A 23049-nucleotide genomic window follows, 5' to 3' on the forward strand; every position below is an offset into this window, starting at 1 on the left:
CATGTTCATATTGCGCCTCCTCTGGGCTGTCCTCACTTCGCGCTGGCTCTGGACCCTGATCGGACTTTCGCTGCTGTCGCTGCTGATCTGGGTTTTCGGCCCGATCGTCAGCATCGGAGACAGCGCGCCCTTCGCCTCCGAAACCGTGCGGATGGCGATGATCGCGCTGCTGGTGATCCTGTGGCTCGTCTGGTTGATCCTCGCCCAGCGCCGCGCCATCCGCGCTAACCGCCTGTTCGTGGCCGAGATCGCCGCCCCGGTGGAAAAGCCGCTCAACCCCGGCGATGAAAGCGTCGCGGCAGTCGGGGCTAAATTCCAGGACATCATGAACGAGCTGAAGCGGCGCAAGCTCGGCGGCAGAAAATTCCTGCGCGAAATGCCGTGGTATGTGATCATCGGGCCGCCTGCCACCGGCAAGACGACGGCGCTGCGCCAGTCCGGTCTCAACTTCCCGATCGACCTGACCGACGATCTACAAGGCGTTGGCGGCACGCGCAATTGCGACTGGTTCTTTGCCGAGAACTCGGTGCTGATCGACACCGCTGGCCGCTATGTCCAGCAGGAAAGCCAACCGGACGTCGACGCCACCGAATGGCTCGGCTTCCTCGACCTCCTGAAGAAGCATCGCGGGCAGCGCGCGCTGAACGGTGTCATCCTGGCACTTTCGGTCGATGCTCTCTCCGAGGACGACGCGGCGCTGAAGACGCATGGACGCAAGCTGCGCAAGCGGCTGATGGAGTTGCAGGAGCGGTTGCAAATCCGCCTGCCGGTTTATCTGATGCTGACCAAGGCCGACCTCATCAAGGGTTTCGAGGCCTTCTTCGGCGGCATGTCGACCGCCGACCGCGAGCAGGTGTGGGGCGCGACCTTCGCGCCCGGCGTGCGCGTCGATGGCAACGAGGTGGCCAAGGAATTGTCGGCGCTTTCAGCCGAACTCGAACGCCGCATGATACCCCGCATGGAGAGCGAGGAAAGCCTAGCGGTGCGCGCGGAAATATTCCGCTTTCCGGCTCAGGTGGAAAGCCTGTCCGAGCCCATCCGCGTGCTTGTCGAGAGCATTTTCGGCGAGAGTCGCTACGAGGACAGCGCCTGGCTGCGCGGCATCTATTTCACCTCGGCCACGCAGGAAGGCGCGCCGATCGACCGGCTGACGGCAGCGCTAACCTCCTCGTTCGGCCTGCCGGCGCCGAGAATGGCGCAGGCTCAGCGCATCGACAGGCGCAGCTTCTTCCTGAAAAACCTGCTCACCGAAGTGATCTTCAAGGAGGCCGGGCTCGGCATATTCGATCCGGCGGCGATAAGGCGGCGCGCCTGGATATGGCGTGGAGCAGCAGCGGCAGCCACGGCAGCCGTGTTGATCGCCGGGGCTTTCTCCATCTTCTCCTATCGCAACAACAGCGTGGCGATTGCCGCTCAGGCAGACCAGTTCGAAGGGCTGCAACCGCTGTTGACCCAGATCGCGACGCAGCCTGCGCCGGTGGACCCCCTCGATTTGAACGACGCGCTCACGGCGGTGAACCGGGTCGCCGACGCGCGAACCGAAGTACCGGGCGGTGTGCAGGAGCTGATCGGGCCGACGGCGGCCGTCGAACTCACACGCGCTCAGACCGACGCCTACGATCACACCCTGCAGAACATCCTCGAACCGCGCATGGTGGCGCTGCTCGAGGCGACGATGTGGCGGCAGATCCGCGATCCGGAATTCCAGCTCGGTGCGCTGAAAACCTATCGCATGATGACCGGCCTGGCGCAGATGGACACCGACTTCGCCCAGCAATGGTGGGTGGAGCAGCTGCCGAAATTCGCGCCCATACCGCCCTTCCCCAACCAGCCTGCCGCCGACCACCAGATCGCGGCGATCGCCGCGATGGCAACCCAGGACAGCTACATCAAGCCCGACGATGCACTGGTGAATGAATCGCTGAAGAGCATCTGCTCGATCTCGCTGCCGCAGCGCGCCTACAATGCGCTGCTGGCCGATCCGGCAGTCACATCGCTGAAGGACTGGATACCGGCCAATTTTGCCGGCCCCAACGGCGCCAAGGTGTTCACCCGCCGCTCGGACAAGACACTGCGAATTGGCCTGCCCGGCGTCTTCACCTATGCCGGCTTCCACGATGTGGTGCTGGACCGGCTACAGGACACCGCGGCGCAGGCAGCGCTGGACCGTGCGGTCTTCGCCGGCGGCTGCACGGAAAACTCCGAAACCTCGGTGGCCGCACTCTCGGAAGATATTCTCAAGCTCTATTATGAGGATTTCATCGCCAAATGGGACGGCTTGCTGCGCGACATCCGGCTATCGCCGCTGCCCGACCTCCAGACCGCCAACGACAATCTCAAGGATCTTTCCAGCGCCGACTCCGCCCTGCGACGCCTGCTCAATGCGGTCGTGCGCGAGACAGAGCTCAACCGCCCCGAGGATGATGGCGGCCCGGCTGTCCCGCCCAAGGGCGCCTCGAAAATCCTCTCCAAGCTTGGCAAGATCGGCAAGCTGGCCTCCAGCGGCGCAAAGCTGCTGCCCAGCCTCGGGGCGTCGTCCAAGGTGGACATAACCGGCGGGCCGGTGGCCGAGCATTTCAAGCCGCTGAAGGGTGCGGTCGCCGAAGTCGACGGCAAGCCGCCGGCACTGGATGCGGCAACCGCGGCGATGACCGCACTTTCTAACGTGCTGCAGACCATCACCGCCAGCCCCAACCCGCAGGATGCCGTCAAGAAGCAAGGTGGGATTGCCGAACTGACCGGGGCGGTGGCCAAGCAGGCTGCAATCCTGCCCCCGCCCGTCGACGAATGGCTGTCCGGCATCGCCAGCGACACCTCCGGCCTGACCGAAAAGGCGGTGACCTCCGAGCTCAACGCCATCTGGCGCGCCGACGTGATGCCCTTCTGCCAGGCTGCACTCACCAATCGCTACCCGTTCGACCCGGCAAGCACGATCGACGTCAATGTCGCCGATTTCCAGCGCCTGTTCGCCCCCGCCGGGCTGATCGATGCCTTCATCAACACGCATCTCATCAACTATGTCGACACCACCGCCAAGCCGTGGAAATGGCGCGCCGATTTCGGTCTCGATGCTTCCGCCCTCGCCGCTTTCGAGCAGGCGCGGCACATTCGCGACGACCTGTTTCCCGGCGGCACCGGGCCGGTGATGAATTTCACCCTCGAGCCCAAGGATCTGTCGCCAACGGTGATGCGCGTCACGCTCAATGTCGACGGGCAGAGCCTGATCTATTTCAACAACGCCACGCGCCCGCAGCCCATGACATGGCCGGGCAAGGACGGCACCGGCGTCATTACGCTCGCCTTCCAGCCGATGGATGGTTCGCCCGAAATCATGGTGAGCGAAACCGGCGCATGGGCGTGGCTGAGAATGCTGCGCGGCGGACAGTTCAGCCCCACCGGCCTGCCGGAAGCCTACAAGCTGCGGCTGACCACCCACGGCTTTTACGCCGACTTCGAGCTCAAGGCGGCAAGTGTCGAGAACCCCTACAATCTTCAGATGTTCGCGAGGTTCACATGCCCGACGAAGATCTGATCCTTCCGGGCTATTTCGGCAAGCTGCCGACCGCCGGCGACTTCGTCACCGCGGGGCTCGCAGGCGGTTTTGTCCAGCGCTGGGACCGCTGGATCGCGCGGCATCTTGCAGCGCATTTCGAGCTATCGCATCCGCCGCTGCGTTTCCTGCTCGGGGCGGAAGCGTTCGGGCCCGCGGCCGGTGTGGTGCTGCCGAGCAACGACCGCATCGGCCGACGCTTTCCGCTCACGCTCGCAGTATCATTGCCGGAAGCCATTACCGGCATGACGATTGCCGCTGAAGACTGGTTCGAGGCGCTGGAAGAAATCGGCGAGCTGGCGCGAAGCGGTGAGATCGATGCCAGCGCGCTCGCGGCAAATCTGGCCACCCTGCCCTTTCCACTTTCGGCCACGGAAGGCGAGCCCGTCTGGCGCATGGCTTTCTGGACACGCTCGTCAGACCTCATCGACGTCGACCCGGAAGCCCCTCGTGCGGCACTCGATTATCTGCTGTCCGAATGCCGGGAGGCCGGCTGATGGAGATATGGAATCAGACCGGCTTTCCGCACGAATTCACTATGGGCATGGACAAGGCCGCGCACGAATATGTCGTGGTGGTGGTCAAGGGAACCTTCGACTTTCCCGAAACGCCCGGCGGCCCTGTGCGCAAGTCGGCCGAGCAGGTGCCGCTGGTCATGGCCGATACGCAGACCGGCGAACCCGGTTATTCGGCCACGCTATGGGAAACCGATTTTGCGTTCCGCAAGCCGAGATGCGACGTGATCGCCAATGGCTGCGCCTACGCTCCAGGCGGACGCCCGGCCGAGCGCGTGCCGGTGGGCATCAAGATCGGCGGCTGGTCCAAGCTGTTCGAGGTGTTGGGCAATCGCGAATGGCGCGCGATAGGCCCGCTCTTTTCGGCCACCACGCCGATGCCGTTCCTGCGCCAGCCCTTCTCCTACGACACCGCCTGGGGTGGCGTCGACAGGCTCGACCCGGAAGACAAGCTGCCGGGCAGCTACAAGTTCAATCCCGTCGGCACCGGCTGGGCAAGGCCGAAGAACCAGAGGCTGATCCCCGGCCTGGCGCTTCCCAACACGCAAGTGGTCGGCGAGGAAATCGGCTCGCCCTTCGGCGAATACCAGCCGATGAGCTTTGGGCCGATGGGCCGCGGCTGGCCGGGCCGCATCGAATATGGCGGCACCTATGACGACAACTGGGCGAAAAACATCTTCCCCTTCCTGCCGCCGGATTTCGACGAGCGCTATTTCCAGATGGCGCCGGCCGACCAGCAGATCGACCACCCCAAGGGCGGCGAAGAGGTGATGCTGGTGAACTTGACGCCGGCGGGTAGGGAAAGCTTTCGGCTGCCGAAGACGGCGCTGCCAATGACGCTGTTCAAGGCGCGCACGAAGGTCTTTGACGGTGAAGTTCTGCCCGACACGGTGCTGTTCGATCCCGAAAACCGTCGCTTCTCGCTGGTTTGGCGCATGTCGCAGCGCATTCATCGTACCATTCTTGATTTTTCGGAATGCTGGGTAGGTCCGCCGAGCGAGTCGATGTTGCGGGCAAAAGCGACGGGGCGGCGCTACATCCGCTCAGATGGAGTTTCGGAAGACGAGGAGGCTGAGCAGGCATGACGAAGTTGCTCGACATCGTTTCTGTCGGAATGGTCACAGCGGTCGGTCTTGACGCACCCTCGGCTTGCGCTGCGATGCGAGCTCGCCTCGATGGATTTCAGGAAACGCGGTTTAATGGCCCTCAGGGAGAATGGGTGGTGGGTGCGCCCGTGCTGCTGCCACGCAACTGGCTGGGCCAGAAACGGTTGGCGCATTTGGCCGCGGGCGCGATCACCGAAGCGTTCCAACATGCGCCAGAAGCGCGTGGGCGGACTGCGCTAATTCTTTGCCTTGGTGAGGAGAACAGACCCGGCCGTCCAATTCGAAATGCAAGTAATCTCCTTCGTGATATCGCTGAGATTGTCGAAGTGGAGCCTCACTCGCGGTCCCGCATCGTGCAGTATGGGAGACCTTCAGGACATGCCGCGCTCGACTATGCGCGACGCATGATTTCTGCAGGCGAGGCATCATATGTGATGGTTGCCGGGGTAGATAGCTATCTGACCACGGAAACCATCTCGTATTATCTCGATCGCAAACGCCTTTTGGGACCGACTAACCCCAACGGCTTTATCCCGGGTGAGGCAGCCGCAGCGGTATTGTGTTCGGCCTCGCGCAAGCCGGACCGTCTCCGACTTTTCGGACTTGGCCTCGCGCGCGAGACAGCATCTATTTACAACAAAGAAGACTTGCCGCTTCGGGGAGACGGCATGACAAGCGCATATCGGTCGGCATTTTCTGAAACCGGTATTGAAATGAACCAGCTCGGCTACCGAATTTCAGACCTGGTGGGCGAACAATATTGGTTCAAGCAAACCACGCTGGCCTCTTTGCGCATCCTGCGCGGTCGTCATGACTTCCAGGATCTATGGTCGCCAGGAGAATCGATTGGCAATGTCGGGGCGGCAGTCGTGCCACTTATGATTGGGATGGCACAGATTGCAGCCATCAAAGGTTACGCGGCAGGCAATCCTGTTCTGATCGAAGCATCGAACAGCGCAGGAGCTTGCGGGGCAGCCGTTCTGGGCGTTGCCGCCTGATGTCAAACGTTTTTGCGAACTCGCTGGAAATTTCCGGAAAGGCGGTCAGCGCAAAAGTCATCGCCGCCTTTCCCGATGTGTGCTTCACGCCACCCGAGAACCCCGCAACACCGCCGGGCGTGCCTGTTCCCTATCCTAGCTTCGGTATGGCTGGAGATACCGAAAAAGGCACTGGGACAGTCAAGATCGGCGGTGAAACAGTCAACATCAAGAATAAGTCTGACTTGTCAAAAACGACCGGCACCGAAGCCGGCGCTGCAGCGAAAAAGGGCATCATAACTTCCAAAAACACCGGCAAGGAATACGACAACTCCTGGTCGAACAACGTCAAATTTGATGGCGAGCCGGTCATACGCTTCACGGACCTCGCGACAAACAATCATTCATCTCCCGCAGCGAACACTCCCCCTTGGCCAATACAATGCAAGGTTCAGCCGGGTTGGAATGCTACTTGTGAAAAAGTTCTGCTGAAGATGACAGTATACGATCCAAACAAGTGCGACACACCAGACTATGAGGCACACCACGTAATCGACAATAGCTCATTCACTCGAGTTGGCGCCAGAAGCGCCACGAAAGAGTCTTTCAAGTCCGCAGCAAACATGGGCGCACGAGCATGGAAGGCGCTCAGGAACCTCTTCCAGAAGCCCAGCGCCCATCCGGGTTCCAACTACCACGAAGGCGACGCACCTGCCATTTGCCTGAAGGACAGTCAAACACAGGGCGAAGAGCATAGAATTGCTCACGACGTAAGCAGAGCTGAAGCAAAAAAAGTCGCTGTCGATGGCAAGTGGACATATAAGCAAGCCAGAGCGGCAGGTGTCGAATCCGTCAAGCAGGCGGCCAAGCTCACCGATGAGGAAGCCGAATGCGTCGGCCTCGTTCTGGATGCCTACTACAAAGACAAGATGGACTGCACCGACAGTACGCAGATGCGTGCGGCCGGCAGGCGACCGCCTGGCGGCTCACAATTTGCAACGGGTTCAGGTTCGTCCGTTCCGAGCAGTCCGTGTCCCCCATAGGAGGTTAAATTGGAGTTCGCAACACCTGACACTCTTTACTCAAAACTCGTGACTATCGTCGACGATGGGACAAGTTTCATTCTATGCCATCCGCGCGACGATACGGGTACAGACCCCGACATTTCGATCCTGTTCAGGGCTCGCTCAGGAACTGCAGAAGTCTTGCGCGTTTTCGATCGCGAGATACCATCCATGACAGCTCTTGCAGACAAAATCGTCCTCGTTGACGATGATTGCGGAGTTTACATTTTTGCCGCCGGTGATTGGTCCGAGTGGACCGACATGGATCCCAAACTGGCAAGAATTTCCAACCTGCGAACGGTCCGGAGTAAGGTCTACGGGCTATGCTATGATGGAATAATTTACCGCTGGGATGAGCCCAACTGGACCCAGGTTACCGATGGAATACCAAAACTCTATCTGCATGATTTGAAAGGAATAGGTCAAAATGGATTGCTTGCCTCCGGCAGCGGCGGTTTTTTGGCGGAAGTTGTCGGAAGGGGCTTCGATCGTTACGACATTCCAACGAATATGAATCTCACCTGCATACTTCCACTTGGCGGAGCGCAGCTCCTTGTCACGGGTTGGGAAGGAACCGCACTTCTGGGTGAAAGGGATGAAATGCAATTTGTTGATCAGGGCGCGCGCGACGACATCACTTTTGCAGAAGCGGTGAGATGGCAGGGCCGCACACTCGTAACGGCCAGGGATGAAATTCTGGAGCTTAAAGACAACACCATGGTAGTGGCGTGGACCACACGCAATTTAGGGTTAGTCACGTACGAAGAACAACTTTGGAAACATAGCAACGAAGGCGCCGCATACCATTCATCCGGCGAGTGGATAAATGTGCCGCTCTCAGTGGATATGGATCTCTGAGCCAGTTCGTTTAAGGCCTACCGAAGCCCGGCGTCCAGCGACGCCCGCACCTTGTCGATATCGAGGTCCCTGATGCGTATCGCAGTCTTCGATGAAAGCGCCTTGACCACGAACAGTTCGCCAGCCTCCAGATATTCCCTGAACAACTCCTGGGCAATATCCTTGCCGTCCTGCCCGGCGACACGCAGACCATCAAGATGGGCCTCGAGCCGCTCGATGAGTCGTGCAATGCGCACGTCATCCAGTTCAGGATTTTCTTCGGGATGAAGCAGATGGCGGTCATAAACCGCCCAGAGAAATGCCGCCATTTCAGCATGCTGGCGGACGATTTCACGCAAAATAGGAGCGGACATCAGTTTAGATTCACCGAGCCGCCACGAATTCGGTTCGCGGCACTCGCGTGGCTCGTCAGATATGTACCGCGAATTACTATGCGGCCGTCCTTCTCCATGACGATCATGGCTTTACCGCAACGCAATTCAAGTCGGTTTTCAGCGCTGATTTTCACCGTTTCGCCATCGTGGACAACACGCCGCGAAGTGGTTTTTCGTGATGGTTGAATGACGCGTCCAACGATCAAAGGCCGCATCAGATCGCCCTCCTGAAATAAGAGGGCCACTTCCGTTCCCACCATCTCCGATGTCAATTCTGCGAGGCTGCGCGCAGGGACGGCTTTTTCAATTGGATTGCCGGGGAAAACAACAATTGGCACGTTCTGCTCGAAGCCGAGGAAAACACCAATTACCACACCGTCAATTCGTTCCCGAACGTCGCTCATCGTTGGACCCTCAGTTTTGCTTTATTTCTGAACCCTTCATCACGATATCGCTGGACGCCTTCACATTGATCTTTCCCTTGCCGTTCACCGAGATATTCTTACCCTCGATTGAAATCGTACCGTCCTTCTTCATCGCTATCGAAGCAGAGCCGCATTTGATGACGAGCGCGTCGCCGGCTTGGATAAGCAAGTCTTTGCCGATCTTGAGCAGCCCGTCTTCGGTGATCTCGACGGTACTTCCCTTCTTGACCTTCACGACGCGCGCGCCGGTGATGTCGGTAACGTCGTCGTTCTTGATCTTGGCGTCACGGCCTTTACTGATATCCGTACTGTGCTGGCCGGTGATCTTGAAGGTCTGATTGCCGCCAACATCCACCGATTGGTTGGATTTGACTTTCCAACTATCCGAAGCCCCGATGTCGTGGCTCTGGGTGGCAATCACCGTCACGCTGCGCGTCGCGCCAATCGTATTGGTCTGAGCCAATGCCACGCTGCGCGTCTCGGTCGCCAGGACGGAATCGATGCGCGCTGCCTTGACCGTGACCGTCTGGATAGCGCCGACGGTCTGTGTGTGGTTGGAATCGATGTTCTCGGTCGAATTCGCCTTGACGTGGATCTTCTCGTCGGCGCCCACAGTCAGCGAGCGGTTGATGCCAACAGACTCAGTGTCGTTGGAGCCGATATCCACCTTGCGGTCGACGCCGACCTTGGTCGTCTTGTTCTTTCCGACGTCCTCATCGAGATTAACGCCAACCGAGTGCTTGGCGTTGTTGTCGATGCGGTCTGACTGGTCGTGCTGCACCAGCTTGTTGCGGTCGTTCTTGACCAGCAGCTTGTGGTCCTTCTGTGCCTGGAAATTGACCAGTTCGGAGCCGGCCTTGTCCTCGAACATCATCTCGTTGTAACCGCCGCCGCCCGGCGACGAGTTGGTCTTCAAGCCTGATTGCGTCGCATTGCCGGGAAGCCCGTAAGGCGGCATCTCGTTGGCGTTGTAGACCCTGCCGGTTATGACCGGGAGGTCGGGATCGCCTTCGAGGAAATCGACGATCACCTCCTGGCCGATGCGCGGTATCTGGATGAAACCCCAGCCGCCGCCACCCCAGCTTTGCGAAACGCGCACGAAGCAGGAGCTGTTCTGGTCCTTCTTGCCTTCGCGGTCCCAATGGAACTGGACTTTTACGCGCGCATATTTGTCGGTGAAGATTTCCTCGCCTTTCGGCCCAACGACCGTCGCAGTCTGCGGGCCGCGCATGATGGGGCGCGGGGTGATGCGGGGCGGACGATAGGTCACCGCGGTTGGTGCCACCTCCATCACCACCTGGTAGCTCTCGCCCTTGCTGTCGGTGCCGGAATGATAACTCGGATCGTACATGCTGTAGTCGGCGCGCAATACGACATATTCCTGGTTCTGGTCCTTGCGCGGAAAACCGTCGAGCTTGAAGGTGGACCCTGAAAACAGGCCGCGAACCGTGCCGGCTGCGGCAATGCGCTGGTGTGCCGCCTGAAGCTCCTCGCGCCGGATCGCCGCTATCGCGTCGCCGCGGCCGAGTTCCAGATGGGAGCCCGGCTGGCGATAGTGCTCGCCCTTTGCTCTTTCATGGGAAAATGGCTGCGCCGATTTCGTCTTCAGGTCGGCGGACGGTTTGGTGAAATCGTAGTCGGTATGCGCATAGGTTCCGGGCAGGACCGAGCGGCCGGGGATCCACTCGGTTATGTATTCCACGTCGCGTCGCGTCGCCTCACCCTCGAAATGGTAAGGAACCGTTTCGGCGCCGGGTGCCGGCTTCAGTTTGCTCATCGCGTCGGCAAGGATCAGCGTGTGGTCGCCGTCGGCGTATTCGAAGAAATACATGATGCCTTCGTGCTCGAGCAGGCGCTGCACGAAATCGAGATCGCTCTCGTCGTATTGCACGCAGTATTCGCGCGCCGGATAGGAGCCCTGCAGCCGTTTTTCGAATTTCCCCGGCGCATGCTTGGCGAAAATCTTCTCGGCTATCTCGATCACGCTCAAGCTCTGGAAAATCCGGCAGTCAAATGTATGTCCGAGGAACCAGAGCCACGGACGCACCGTGGCTTCATAATGGGCCAGACGATCCTCGATGCGGGTCAGGCGGAATTCCGAGACGATGCCGCTGAACCAGCGTTTTGGACCGCCGGATTCGCCCTCCACGGACAAGACGCCACCGAGCATCTTCAGAGGATCGATATCAGGGTCCTTGCTGACGAAACCGACCGTGAAGCCGAAACAGCGGCTGACCTCGTCGCGCCCGACGAGATGGGTGAAGATCAGCTTGTCGCCGCCGAGCGGTGTTCGAACGACAGTGGCTTCGGGCATTTTCGGGTGCGCCTTTCTAGAGCCTGCCGTGAGCGTCAGCCGCTATCTGCGGCAAAGGCATGGCGGCCAATTCGGCGAGCCGCTCTTGACCGCACCATGCCGGCGACCAGCCTGACATACGAAATCGCACCCGACCTCCGATATGAAGCATGTCACACAGCCCCGCTGCCATTCGAAATCAATTCGTCAAAAAATGCCGCCAATGCCGATGCCCGCGCCGATATCCGGTGGGGGCGCTGCGGGCCTGGCCTTCTGCTGCCGCTGAACCTTCTCGCGCTGGGGCGCACGCCCCGAAGATCGGCTGGCTTTCGTACCGTCGCGAGCGCGATCCATGGTTGCGGTCTTGACTGGCTTTGGCGCCGCGACCGGCTGCCGGCAGACCCGCCCGGAGCGAAGGAACAGGTCGCCGAGAAGATCCAGATTGGGTTCGGGCACTGCGTTGGCCTGCTTTGTCTGCCGGTAGTAATCGGAAAGCGCTTTCTGGGAGCCCTGCCCCCAGACGCCGTCGATCGGCTTTCTGTAGCAGCCCAGCCTCGACAGTTCGGCCTGCACGCGGCGACTGACGTCGGAACCCTGTGGGTTTGTAACGTCAGTCTGGTCGCTGCCTGACACGACCGACCCCAGGGCCGAAGCCACGTTCTTTTCCAGATCCGCCGGAGCCAAGCTCGCCATCTGCTGCTGGCCGGCGTCGTTCTGGCTGGCGGGATCGGCCGAGCGGACAATCTCGGGCAATTGCCGGCCCAGAAGCAGGACCGTGCTTTGCAGGTCGCTGTCGGCCGATGCCAGTTGGGTCATCAGCTTTGCCTTGGCGCTCGGAATCTGGAGGATCCTGTTGAGGGTCGCGCCGAGCTCCTGTGGGTCGATGACCTGCAATTCGGTGAAGTAGAATTGCTCGCGCAGGTTCGACTGATCCCAGGGCACCTGACTGCCGAGCGTGCTCGCCTCCGTCGCGTTGCGCACCCGGATCATCATGTCGGAGATGCTGAGGCCCGGAAACTCGATGTTCTCCAGCAATGCCTTGGTGAACGGGCTGTTCTGGCCGGCACCGTCGACGGTGACATTGCCTGGCTGGGTGGCAAAGGCGATGAAAGTGTTCTCGCCGACTTCGACCTGCGCAAGACCGCGGCCGACGCCGGCCGAATCCAACCCCAGCGGCGTGTTGCGGCAGGCATCGAGGAATATGAATGTCGGCCGATCGCGGCTGGCAAAGCGCGCGATCACATCGTTCAGCTTCACCGCCTTGGCCGTCAGGTTGCCGACGTTGGCCGGGTCAAGCGAGTCCACCGGCAGCAGAAAGTTCTGGCCGTCGACCTGCACGCCGTGGCCGGCATAGAAGATCAGGACGGCGGCGTAGCTGTCCAGCTTGCCGTCGAAGCGTTCGAAGATCTTTTCGAATTGATCCGATGTCTCATCGGTTCCGACCACGACTTCAAAGTTCAACCGCCGCAGGCTTTCCGAGAGTTTGGCAGCGTCGTTGGCCGCGTTGGGCAGGTCCTCGTAGCGATCGCTCTGATAGTTCGAATTGCCGATGACGATAGCGAGACGCTTGGGCTGGGCGGGCATGTTCTGGTTTTCTGCTGCGGCGAACACCGGAAGCGGAATCACAAGGCAAAGCGCCAGGAAAGACAGCAAGACCAAGAATTTCCCGGAAGGTTTCATATCGATAACCGCTTTGATGTCTCTGCAGTTAATTCCTTCAAAACAGCATAACTTACGCTGCTTGAAGATGATGGCACTAAATCGTTCGATTTTCTACAGAAACAATTTGCATTGACCGGCATCGGCCAGCCGAAAATGCAACGGGCGACCTTTCACCACCTCTACTCGTGGGAAGGTTATCCCCAGCGTCAAAATGCTCAACTCCCGAATTTGGTACTGAACCGATGCTCAGTATCGGCCAATTGAGGTATCCGCCGGCTAAATGTCCGTCAAAGATGATGAATGATTACTGTAAACCATCAATTTTCAAAGAGATTTTGACACGAAGCAACCTAGAATTGTTCGTGTCTTTATTGCAACATTAAATCGATTATCTTCTCCACCTGCGGATGAGGTGTTGTAAGCAATGAGATGCTCGCCTAGCATTTCGAGCATAAGCTGAACAAAAAATAGATAAGCCCGGGAGCGTTCAAAGAATCCATTTTCAGTAAGGCCGCTCCGTGTGTCGGGCCGGCCGGGATGGGCCAATGACCAGGGACACAAGAGCCGCTCACCTCGCCGGCGTTTCCATTTTAGCGCTTGCCATAGGCTATACGATCTACCCTTCCAGCGCCCAGGCGTGCGAAGCTACCCGGCAGCCCTCCGAGGGCCCGATCAACTCGATCGCCGTCGTTTGCGACGACGCCGAGACGGAAGTCATCACGACCGATTATCCAACGTTTCTGCTCAGGCAACTGGGCACGGAATATAACGGCGCTGGCAATGACACTTTCACGGTGACGGGCGACGTGGACATCCAGCAGGACGACAACAGCGAAGGCGAGCCGTTTTCGGACTTTTCGATCGACATGGGTGCCGGCATCGACAATTTCAGCATGAAGGGCGGAAGCTTCATCGGGCGGGACACCGAAGCGGGAGACGCTCCGATCATCCAGCTTCTGACCGGTGCGGGCAATGACATCATCACCGTCGGAGCCGGTACGTTCGGCGGCAGCATCTTTGCCGGATCGGGGGACGACCAGATCACCGTCTCAGGCGGTACGGTGGATGGCGACATCTTCGGCAGCGGGGATGACGATACGATAAACGTTACAGGCGGAGCCATTACCGGGTCGGTTTTCGGCGACGACGCGGAATCGATCGGTGACGATACGATCACCATATCCGGCGGCACGATCGGCGGCAGCGTCTTCGGCGGCGGCGGAATCGACACCGTTACGATCTCCGGCAACGCTCAAATCGGCGTGGCGGGCGATGGCCCGGATTCCGTGGGCCTAGAGGACGGCAACGATATATTCCGGATGACCGGAGGAACATTGTCCGGGTCCGTCAGCGGAAATGCCGGAAACGATAGCATCACCATATCCGGCGGCAGCGTCGGCACCTTCGTCGCTGGCAATGAAGGCGTCGATACGATCGACATATCGGGCACGGCGATCATCGGCGAGCAGGTGACTGCCGGCGAAGACAACGACATCGTGACCATTCGCGGTGGCACGGTGACCACCTTCGTCGATGGCGGGTCCGGCGACGACGACATTACGGTGAGTGGTGGCGCTATCAACGGCGATGTCTACGGAAATGATGGCGACGACACGATAGAGGTCTCGGGGGGAACGATCGGCGGCACGCTTTTCGGTGACGGGGGCGAAGGTACCGGCAACAATACGATTACGATCTCGGGCGGCTCGATCGCTGGCGGCGTTGTTGCCGGCAACGGCAATGACGGCGTAACCGTCTCAGGCACAGCGCAGATAGAAACCTCCGTCCTGCTTGGCGGCGGCAACGACACGTTCGATATGACCGGCGGCACGGTGACCACCTTCGTCAACGGAGGGTCCGGCAATGACAACATCGGGGTGAGCGGCGGCGCTATCGGCGGCGACGTCCTCGGCGGCAGTGGCAACGACGACCTCAACATTTCCGGCGGGTCGATATCCGGGGCGCTATTTGGCGACGGCGTAGAAGCCACCGGCGACGACACGATCGCGATTTCGGGCGGGACGATTACCGGCGGTGTCTTTTCAGGCAGCGGCGCCGATGAAGTCACGGTCTCAGGCACAGCACAAATCGGCGCGCCCGGCGCCACCTCCGTCGATCTCGGCGCCGGTGACGATACATTCGATATGACCGGTGGGACGCTCGCCGGATCGGTCGATGGAAATGCCGGAAACGACACCATGACATTAAGCGGAGGGACCGTCGGCGGCGGCGTTCTCGGCGGCAGCGGGAACGACGACCTCAGCATTTCCGGCGGATCCATAGCCGGAGCGCTGTTTGGCGACGGCGTAGAAATTACCGGCGACGACACGATCGTGGTTTCAGGCGGGACGATTACCGGCGGTGTCTTTTCAGGCAGCGGCGGCGATGAAGTCACGGTCTCAGGCACAGCACAAATCGGCACCCCCGGTGCTACGTCAGTCGATCTCGGCGCCGGCGACGACACGTTCAACATGACGGGCGGGACACTCGCCGGGTCGGTCGATGGCAATGCCGGTAACGACACCATGACTGTAAGCGGCGGCAGGGTGGGCGGCGATGTTCTCGGCGGCGATGGCACTGATACCGTCGACGTCTCAGGTGGCGTGATAAACGGATCGGTGATCGGCGGCGCGGGAACCGACGTCGTCACCATCAGCGGCGGAACCATTGCCGGTGACGTTCAGGGCGAAACAGTCAATCTCAATGGCGGAACGATCGGCGGCGACATCACCGGCATCTCCAGCGACACGCTGACGATCAATGCCGGAACGAATCTCAACCTGCGCGACGGCGTGGTGTTCCAGGGCACGAACGCGGTCGGCACGATCACCGACACCGACCTTGCACGCGCAAGCGGCGACACGTTCCGAAGCCAGAATTTCGTTGGATTTTCCAGCCTGACCGTCAGCGGCGGCTCCAGCAGCATCGGCTTCAAGGATGGCACGCAGACAATCGGCAATCTGGCGCTCCTGAACGGTTCGACCCTATACGTTGCGGGCGATGTCAGCCTGCTCGCGCCGGTCGACGGGTCCGCATTGGCAGCGCTGGTGACCGGCACGGGCAATGTCTCGGCGACCAACTCCACCATAACCATGATCAACAACGACCCGACCGATCGCTTCAGCGTCGGCAATCTGACGCTCAATGGCGCCACGCTCGGCATCGACATCAACCAACAGGACGGGCTGGGCGACCGCTTCATCCCGGCCGGGCAATTCCAGGCGAGCGGTACGAACACCGTTCTCGTCAATCTCCTGGGCACGCCGGTCTTCACCGGCGTCAGCATCATCCCGATTGCGCCGGTGGCCGGTGAAGTCGTGCCCACCACCGGCGCGCCTTCGCCGATCTTTTTGGTCGGGGGAATACCGAACACACCCGGCTCGCTCTTCGCCTATGACGTGATCACCGGCAGCAATGGCGGCATCTATCTGCGCGCCCTGCCCTCCGATCTGGTTTCGCCGCAGGCGACGCGCGTGGCGATCGACTCCCAGCCGATCGAAACGGTTACCGCGGCAATCGAACAGATCACCGACGACGCGCTGGCCTTCGCGCTCGATTTCCCGAAAGGCTCCGGCCGTTCGGATGCCGCGCCGGGCTTCGGCGTCTATGCGTCCGGGCAATTCGCAGCGGTGAGCCATGACGGCTTCACCGTTTCCGACGGCACCAGCAGCCTTCAGGGACCGCCGTTCACCGCGCACGACTTTTCTCTTGCCGGCAGCGTCGAACTGGATGTGGCGAAATATTACGGCTTCGACCAGACCTACGGGCTGAATGTCGGCCTCTTCGGCGGCTACGCCTCGTCCGACGTGACGATGGATTCCATCCAAGGGTTGGGGAGCATCGGCAACGCGGACAACAAGAGCGGAATGATCGGCACCTATGGCCTGTTCCGCACCGGCATGACCTACGGGCTGGTTTCGGCCACCACCTTCATCGGCCAGACCGATATCAACAACGACATCCTCGCCTCGACGGGCAACTATGACACGGTCGGCTATGCCCTCACCGGCTCGGTCGGGCATATCTTCCCGCTGGGCGACAAGTGGAAGTTCGATCTTCGCGGCGGCGCGCTCTGGGCAACGTTCGAAGGCGACGCCTTCACCGACAGCCAGGGCAACGAGTTCGGCAAGTCGAAAGTGTCCTTCGGCGCCCTCAAATTCGAGCCCGGCTTCTATGGCGACTTCGCCCTCGACAACGGCATGGCGATCAGCCCCTATGCCCGCCTGGAGCTGCAACAACGCATCGGCTACCGCAACACCGGAAGCATTGCCGGGCTGAACTTCGAGTTCGACGACGCCGATTTTTCTGTAGCCCTGTCGAGCGGCCTCAACCTCCAGCTCTCCAAGACGACGACGCTCAGCGGCGAGTTGAAGACCAAGTTCTCATCCGACAGCCAGTCGCTGGCCGGCAAGATCGGCATCAAGGCGAAGTTCTGAGCCATCGCGGCGGCGTTCAATTGCGAGGGGGAACAAGATTTGGCGCGAATCCGGGCAAGCAGGTTTGCGGCAATCGGCATCGCTGCCGTCCTTTGCATTTGTGCCAGCCTGTCTTTCGCGACGGCGCAGACGAAGACGCAAGCCAAACCGACCACCGATGAAAAGCCGCAGCCGGGCTGGCGGATAAGCTGCCAGGGCGACGCGGCGTCGAAGAACCTTTCATGCACCCTTGGACAATTGCTGCGGGAGAAGCAGACCGGCAAACGCCTGCTTGCCGTTTCCATCTTCAGGAAAGACAAAAGCGCGCCTTACACGATGCGGTTGAACCTGCCGCATGGCTTGCTGCTGACCAATGGCGTCAAGGTCTGGATCGACGAGAAGACGCCTGTGACCTTCCCAATCGTTACCGCGGACCAGCGCGGCAGCTACGCGGTCATCCCGCTCGACGCCGGCATGATCGACGGATTGAAGCAGGGAACCCTGCTGAATGTCGGCGTCAGTTCCTATACGGGCGGAGACATCATCTTTCAGTTGTCGCTGGCCGGAATTACCACCGGTCTTGCGAAAATCTGATGCAAAGCCTTGGGCCATCGACAGATGATCCAAGCTGTTACCGTGCAATCCTGCAAAGATAAGAACGGGTTCAGCCTACGCCTATTTTCACCTCGACAAGTATTGTTGCTTGTGACCAGAATTTGTTCGGGCCGTTGGCGATGACCCAATATTTGCGGAGGATCATCCAGATCTTAAGGCCATCATGGAAAGCCGAAGATGAGCGGAAAGAATGATCCGTTCGGAAGAGAAGGAAAAACCGTCATCGCCCCCTCCCCGGGCGCAGCGTCAAGGCGTGATTTTCGCGACGCTGCACTTCCGGCACCGGGTCTGCAGGCTTCGGCACGACCGCCGGTCACCGGCACGATACTCAGCCCCGCATTCCCCATCGCCAATCCTGAAACGGGTGTGCGACAGCCGGAACAGGCGGCTCCACGTTTTGCCCTCGACGTTGCGCTGAATGCGGCGAACGGCGTAAAATTTCCGTCGTCCAATCCGCTGGTTTCTGCGGCGGCACCCTTGCTGATCCTGCTCGGCAGGCTGCGCCTTCACAGCACGGAAATTCAGGTCGCACCGATGATGAACCAGCTTTTGCGGCTGGTGACCGAGTTCGAGCACAAGGCCACCGATGCGGGCGTTGCGCAGGACGAAGCATCGGTCGCCAAATATGTGCTGTGCGGCACTGCCGACGAAATCGTGCAGAACCTGCCGGGCGTCGATCGCGATGCCTGGACGTTGCACAGCCTGCTGGTGAAATTCTTTCAGGTCCGCTCCGCCAGCGTCGGGTTCTTCGAGGAACTCGACAAGGCGCTCGCCGACCCTGCGCAGCGATACGATCTGCTTGAGCTGATGCATACCTGTCTGCAACTCGGCTTTCAGGGGCAATATCGTGGCACACCGGGCGGAAGCGCGCTGTTGCAGCGCGTAGCAGGCAACCTTCACCTAAGGATGCGGCAGATAAAGACACTGCCCGACGACGAGATTTCGCCGCGCTGGCGAGGCATGGCGTTACGTCGGGCGAGCAATGCCCCCCGCGTGCCGCTGTGGGCCATAGCGAGCTTTGCCGGCGCCATTCTTGTCGGTGCGTTTTTTCTCCTGCGCTTCCTGATCGGCAACGAGGCCGACGCGCTGGAGACGCGGCTTGCGGGACTGAGCCCAACGACCACGATAAAGATCGAGCGCGTCGAGCCCGTCGCCTACACGCCACCGCCGCCACAGGAAAGCACGCAGCTGCAGCGTGTTCGCACAGCGCTGGCCGACGAGATCGCCGCCGGCACGATGACGGTCGGACCATCAGGCGACCAGATCGTGGTGAGCGTCAGCAACGCCGTGCTGTTTGCTTCCGGCAAAGTCGACGCCAGGAAGGAATTCGAGCCGATCGGCAAGAAGATCGCCGAAACACTGGACAAGGAGCCCGGCCCGATCAGCGTGATCGGCCATACCGACAATGTGAAACCCAAGGTTTCGAGCCGATACAAGTCGAACCACGACCTGTCTCTGGCGCGTGCTGCATCCGTGCAGGCCGTGCTGGCAAAGTCGCTGTCCGACGCGGCGCGGCTCAAGGTCGACGGCAAGGGCGATCTGGAACCGATCGCCGACAACGGCACGCAGGAAGGACGCGCGGCGAACCGGCGCGTGGAAATCATGATCCCGAAGGAAGAAACGCTGCAGTAGGAACGCATGGACCGCAAGCAACCGATATTCGCCTGGCTGGGGGCACTTCTCGCCCTGCTGGGGCTCGTTTGCTTCGGATTGGCCGTCTGGTTCGCCGGCCCTCTGATGGCGTTCAACGGCTCGCAACCGCTCGATTCGGACTGGGTTCGGGCGGGTGTGATAGCGGCCGCAGCCATTCTGGTCGCCGGCGCTTACGCCGCTCGCGCATTGAGGGCCCGCGGCGCACAAAAGGCCATCGAGACAGCGCTCCTTTTGAATGACGATCAAGGCAGCGACGCCCCGCTGCTCGCCAAGCGGATGGCCGATGCCATCGCGGTGCTCAAGCGCGCGAGCGGCAAAAGCTCGTTTCTCTACGAGATGCCATGGTATGTCGTCATCGGACCGCCTGGCGCCGGCAAGACCACTGCTCTGGTCAATTCAGGACTGAAATTTCCGCTCGCCGAAAAAGAAGGTGCTGCACCCGTTGAGGGGGTCGGCGGCACCCGCAATTGCGACTTCTGGTTCACCGACGACGCCGTGCTGATCGACACGGCGGGCCGCTACACGACCCATGAATCCGACGCCGAGGCCGACAAGAAGAGCTGGCTGTCATTCCTTTCGCTGCTCAAGGCAAACCGGACGAAACAGCCGATCAATGGCGTCATTGTCGCCATCAGTGTCGAAGACTTGCTGACCTTGCCGGAGTGGGAGTTGGCTTCTCACGCCAATGCCATCCGCAAGCGCCTGTTCGAGCTTCTTCAGGAATTGAAGGTCGATTTTCCGGTCTATGCTCTCTTCACCAAGGCCGATCTGATCGAAGGTTTTCGCGAATACTTTGGTGGCTTCACCGAAGCGCGCCGCCGTAAGGTTTGGGGCGCGACGTTCCAGACCGAAAAGCGGAAGCAAAATCTCGTATCGCAAGTTCCGGCCGAGTTCGACGCGCTGGTCAGCCGCCTGACGGAGGAGCTTCCCGATCGCCTGCAGGAGGAGCCGGACGCGACCGCGCGCATCGCCATCTTCGGCTTTCCGGCGCAGGTCGGCGCGTTGCAGGATCGCGTCGCCGACTTCCTCAACCAGATATTCGACCCGGCACGGCCGGAAAGCAGCGCCAGCCTGCGCGGCTTCTATTTCTCCTCGGGCACGCAGGAAGGCACGCCGATCGACCAGCTTATCGGCGCGATGGGCAGGAACCTTGCGGTCAGGCAGGCCAGCGAAAATCTCTCCGGGCGCGGCAAGAGTTTTTTCATTCACGACCTGCTTCAGGATCTGATTTTCGCCGAGGCGGGATGGGGCTCGCTCGACAAGGGCATCGCCCGGCGCACCGCCTTGCTTCGCTATGGCGGCATGGCGGCAATCGCAGGCGTTTCAGCGCTGGTGCTCGGCACGCTTGGCTGGAGCTTTGCCGCCAACAAATCGCTGATCGCGGCTGCCGGAAACTCCATCGATGCATACCGCGCGGATGCCGGCCAGGAACTGACAAGGCAGGACATGCCCGCGTCCGAACCGGTCACCGGAGCGGACCTCTCCGCAATTGCCGCCCTGCTCAACCAGTTGCGCGAGATGCCGGCGGGGTATGCGCATCGCAACGAACCGACGCCGGTAAGCGAGACATTCGGCCTGACGCAGCGCGAGACCTTGTCGTCGGCAACGGAAGAAACCTACCGCAATGCGCTGGAAAGAATGCTGCGCCCGCGACTGATCCTGCGGGCGGAACAGCAGCTCGCTGCAAGCGTCAACCAACCGGTAATCGCCTATCCGGCGCTGAAGACCTATCTGATGCTGGGCGGCAAGGCGCCCGGCGTCGAAGAAGACTTTATCACTGGCTGGATAGAGCGGGACTGGGAAGCCAACCTCCTGCCCGGTGCCGGCAACGAAGCCGCCCGACAGGAGCTTGCGACCGACCTGCGCGACATGCTGGAACTCGGGCGGTCGCATATGCCCGCCGTTGAACTCGACGGCAAGCTGATCGCGCAGGTGCAGCAATCGCTGGCCGGCATGAAGCTGGCGGACCGCGCCGCACTCGTCATGAGCTCCTCGGCCTATGCCAAAGGCATGCGCGACCTGCCGATCCTGAGCGGCGACGATGCCGCTAAGGTTTTTGAAACGCGCGACGGCACCCGGCTCGACCAGTTGAATATCCCCGGCCTCTACACCAATGCCGGCTTCCACAAATTCTTCCTCATGCAGCTCGCAGGCGTGGCCGACCGGCTTGCCGCCGAGCAATGGGTCATGGGCGATGCCGGGCAGAATGCCGAGCAGGTCAGCGGGCTTGAAGCGCTCGGCCCCGAACTCGTCGACCGCTACAGCAAGGACTTCATCGAGGCGTGGGAAAAGGTGCTGTCCAATCTCAAGCTGAAATCCATCACGCAGGATCAGCCCGATTATGGCGTTCTGGCAGCGGCAGCGTCCGATGAGACGTCGCCGCTACTCAAGCTGCTCGAAACCGTCGGCAACGAGACGGCACTCAGCCGGGGCGACGGCAGCCCCGACATGGACAGCGCACAGATCGACGGCCTTGCCCGCATCGGGCTCATTCATCGGAAGTCGCAGCTAAGGGCTGGCGAAGCCGCAGGCAGCGGTGCGGGCGCGGCCAATCCCGGCGCCAATATCGAAGCCTATTTCAGGCTTTACCAGAGCTGGATCGAAGGAATCCCCGGCAGCCGCCCGGTAGATATCCTTCTGAAGAATCTCGGCGAGGTCAGGGAGAGCCTGAAGGTCATAACCGACTACCCCTCGCAATCGGGACCGGCCAACGAGAAGCTGCGGCTGCAGGTGGTCAATCTGCGCGGAACCATGTCGCGCCTTCCCAAACCTTTCGCCACGATGATCTCGGAAGTCGTCGAGGAGTTCGAGGGTGCGGAGGCCAGCAGTTCGAAATCCCAGCTCAACCAGGCACTTGCGGCAAATATCACCAAGCCGTGCCAGCGGATCGTTTCCGGCAAATATCCCTTTGCACGCGACGCCGATGGCGACGTCCAGATCGGCGAATTCACCCAGCTGTTCGGTCCCAATGGCCTGATGGACAAGTTCTTCGACGAGCATCTGGCGCCGCTGGCAAACATCACCGGCGATGCGTGGGACTGGCAGAAGGATACGCGGCTTGGGCGTGAACTCTCCAGCGATACGCTGCGCCAATTCCAGCGCGCTGCCGAAATCCGCAATGCCTTCTTTGCCGACGGCAGCCCGACGCCCGCCGTCAAGGTGACGATCGCCCCGAACACCATCTCCAAGGACGCCGAAGCGCTGCTGGTGGTCAACCAGACCGTCATCCAGACCTCGATGGCCGGCAATACGCCGCAGACGATTGCATGGCCGGGTGACAGCACATCGAGCAGCGCCAAGCTCAGCATCTTCCCCGAAATACCCGGGCGGGATTCGAGCATCGACAAGAACGGCCCCTGGGCGCTGATGCGCCTGATCGACACCGGCTCCATCGCCCAGGAAGGCGACGATCTGGTGGTGCGCTTCGTCGTCGGCGGCCGCGAAGTTTCCTACAGCATACGAACCGGATCTTCCTACAACCCGTTGTTTTTGCCAGCGCTTCGAGATTTCAACTGTCCCGCCGGCTTTTAGGAACGCAAAGT

Annotated in this window: 14 protein-coding genes; 10 read left to right on the forward strand and 4 right to left on the reverse strand. The window is 60.6% G+C overall.

The features are described from left to right. Position 1: 1 nt before the first annotated feature. Genes tssM (WBQ96_RS03040) through WBQ96_RS03065 form a run of 6 tightly spaced genes read left to right on the forward strand, consistent with a single transcriptional unit; the run spans position 2 to position 8070 of the window. Positions 2–3532: a type VI secretion system membrane subunit TssM gene (gene tssM / locus WBQ96_RS03040; protein ID WP_336547300.1), complete on the forward strand. Its 3531-nt coding sequence runs from the start codon at positions 2–4 to the stop codon at positions 3530–3532. After that, positions 3514–4047 carry a type VI secretion system-associated protein TagF gene (tagF, locus tag WBQ96_RS03045; RefSeq protein ID WP_336547301.1) on the forward strand — a complete coding sequence of 178 codons (534 nt, stop codon included), beginning with the start codon at positions 3514–3516 and terminating at the stop codon, positions 4045–4047. The genes tssM (WBQ96_RS03040) and tagF overlap by 19 nt, the downstream gene beginning before the upstream one ends. Further along, the gene (locus WBQ96_RS03050; RefSeq protein WP_336547303.1) at positions 4047–5150 is read left to right on the forward strand and encodes a DUF2169 family type VI secretion system accessory protein; all 1104 of its coding nucleotides are present in this window, start codon (positions 4047–4049) and stop codon (positions 5148–5150) included. The genes tagF and WBQ96_RS03050 overlap by 1 nt, the downstream gene beginning before the upstream one ends. Further along, positions 5147–6169 carry a beta-ketoacyl synthase N-terminal-like domain-containing protein gene (locus tag WBQ96_RS03055; RefSeq protein WP_336547305.1) on the forward strand — a complete coding sequence of 341 codons (1023 nt, stop codon included), beginning with the start codon at positions 5147–5149 and terminating at the stop codon, positions 6167–6169. Before WBQ96_RS03050 ends, WBQ96_RS03055 begins: the two co-directional genes overlap by 4 nt. Continuing rightward, positions 6169–7191, forward strand: coding sequence for a DUF4150 domain-containing protein (locus WBQ96_RS03060; RefSeq protein ID WP_165119860.1), 1023 nt, complete (start codon positions 6169–6171; stop codon positions 7189–7191). The genes WBQ96_RS03055 and WBQ96_RS03060 overlap by 1 nt, the downstream gene beginning before the upstream one ends. A gap of 9 nt (positions 7192–7200) precedes the next feature. Beyond that, positions 7201–8070 (forward strand): hypothetical protein, encoded by an 870-nt coding sequence (locus WBQ96_RS03065; RefSeq protein ID WP_336547307.1) that lies wholly within the window; start codon positions 7201–7203, stop codon positions 8068–8070. 17 nt (positions 8071–8087) lie between these two features. Here the strand turns inward: WBQ96_RS03065 and WBQ96_RS03070 are convergent, their stop codons facing one another. The 4 genes from WBQ96_RS03070 to WBQ96_RS03085 form a co-directional block, all read right to left on the reverse strand. Beyond that, the gene (locus WBQ96_RS03070; RefSeq protein ID WP_165119915.1) at positions 8088–8426 is read right to left on the reverse strand and encodes a hypothetical protein; all 339 of its coding nucleotides are present in this window, start codon (positions 8424–8426) and stop codon (positions 8088–8090) included. After that, a complete protein-coding gene (locus tag WBQ96_RS03075) occupies positions 8423–8848 on the reverse strand; it encodes a DUF6484 domain-containing protein (RefSeq protein WP_336547309.1) in 426 nt (141 codons plus the stop codon). Before WBQ96_RS03075 ends, WBQ96_RS03070 begins: the two co-directional genes overlap by 4 nt. A gap of 10 nt (positions 8849–8858) precedes the next feature. Continuing rightward, positions 8859–11183 carry a type VI secretion system Vgr family protein gene (gene tssI / locus WBQ96_RS03080; RefSeq protein ID WP_336547311.1) on the reverse strand — a complete coding sequence of 775 codons (2325 nt, stop codon included), beginning with the start codon at positions 11181–11183 and terminating at the stop codon, positions 8859–8861. A 186-nt stretch (positions 11184–11369) separates the two neighbouring features. Beyond that, positions 11370–12815, reverse strand: a complete 1446-nt coding sequence (locus WBQ96_RS03085) for a caspase family protein (protein ID WP_337035866.1) — start codon at positions 12813–12815, stop codon at positions 11370–11372. 554 nt (positions 12816–13369) lie between these two features. Between WBQ96_RS03085 and WBQ96_RS03090 the strand changes: the two genes are divergently transcribed. The 4 genes from WBQ96_RS03090 to tssM (WBQ96_RS03105) all read left to right on the forward strand — a co-directional run bounded on the left by WBQ96_RS03090 (position 13370) and on the right by tssM (WBQ96_RS03105) (position 23038). Next, positions 13370–17260, forward strand: coding sequence for an autotransporter (locus tag WBQ96_RS03090; RefSeq protein WP_336547316.1), 3891 nt, complete (start codon positions 13370–13372; stop codon positions 17258–17260). Between the two features lie 39 nt (positions 17261–17299). Continuing rightward, complete coding sequence (locus tag WBQ96_RS03095; protein WP_336547318.1) at positions 17300–17833, forward strand: invasion associated locus B family protein; 534 nt, start codon at positions 17300–17302, stop codon at positions 17831–17833. A 198-nt stretch (positions 17834–18031) separates the two neighbouring features. After that, positions 18032–19486, forward strand: coding sequence for a type VI secretion system protein TssL, long form (gene tssL, locus WBQ96_RS03100; protein WP_336547320.1), 1455 nt, complete (start codon positions 18032–18034; stop codon positions 19484–19486). Between the two features lie 6 nt (positions 19487–19492). After that, entirely contained in the window at positions 19493–23038 is a 3546-nt protein-coding gene (tssM, locus tag WBQ96_RS03105; protein ID WP_336547322.1) for a type VI secretion system membrane subunit TssM, read from the forward strand. Positions 23039–23049 lie beyond the last annotated feature (11 nt).

The organism is Mesorhizobium sp. CCNWLY176, from assembly GCF_037153935.1.
Classification (GTDB): domain Bacteria; phylum Pseudomonadota; class Alphaproteobacteria; order Rhizobiales; family Rhizobiaceae; genus Mesorhizobium_M; species Mesorhizobium_M zhangyense.

Bases quoted from the DNA above. Each gene is read 5' to 3' on its own strand.
- tssI (WP_336547311.1), bottom strand. From the start codon at position 11,183: ATGCCCGAAGCCACTGTCGTTCGAACACCGCTCGGCGGCGACAAGCTG.
- tagF (WP_336547301.1), top strand. From the start codon at position 3,514: ATGCCCGACGAAGATCTGATCCTTCCGGGCTATTTCGGCAAGCTGCCG.
- WBQ96_RS03055 (WP_336547305.1), top strand. From the start codon at position 5,147: ATGACGAAGTTGCTCGACATCGTTTCTGTCGGAATGGTCACAGCGGTC.
- WBQ96_RS03050 (WP_336547303.1), top strand. From the start codon at position 4,047: ATGGAGATATGGAATCAGACCGGCTTTCCGCACGAATTCACTATGGGC.
- tssM (WP_336547300.1), top strand. From the start codon at position 2: ATGTTCATATTGCGCCTCCTCTGGGCTGTCCTCACTTCGCGCTGGCTC.
- WBQ96_RS03075 (WP_336547309.1), bottom strand. From the start codon at position 8,848: ATGAGCGACGTTCGGGAACGAATTGACGGTGTGGTAATTGGTGTTTTC.
- WBQ96_RS03060 (WP_165119860.1), top strand. From the start codon at position 6,169: ATGTCAAACGTTTTTGCGAACTCGCTGGAAATTTCCGGAAAGGCGGTC.
- tssM (WP_336547322.1), top strand. From the start codon at position 19,493: ATGGACCGCAAGCAACCGATATTCGCCTGGCTGGGGGCACTTCTCGCC.
- WBQ96_RS03090 (WP_336547316.1), top strand. From the start codon at position 13,370: ATGACCAGGGACACAAGAGCCGCTCACCTCGCCGGCGTTTCCATTTTA.
- tssL (WP_336547320.1), top strand. From the start codon at position 18,032: ATGAGCGGAAAGAATGATCCGTTCGGAAGAGAAGGAAAAACCGTCATC.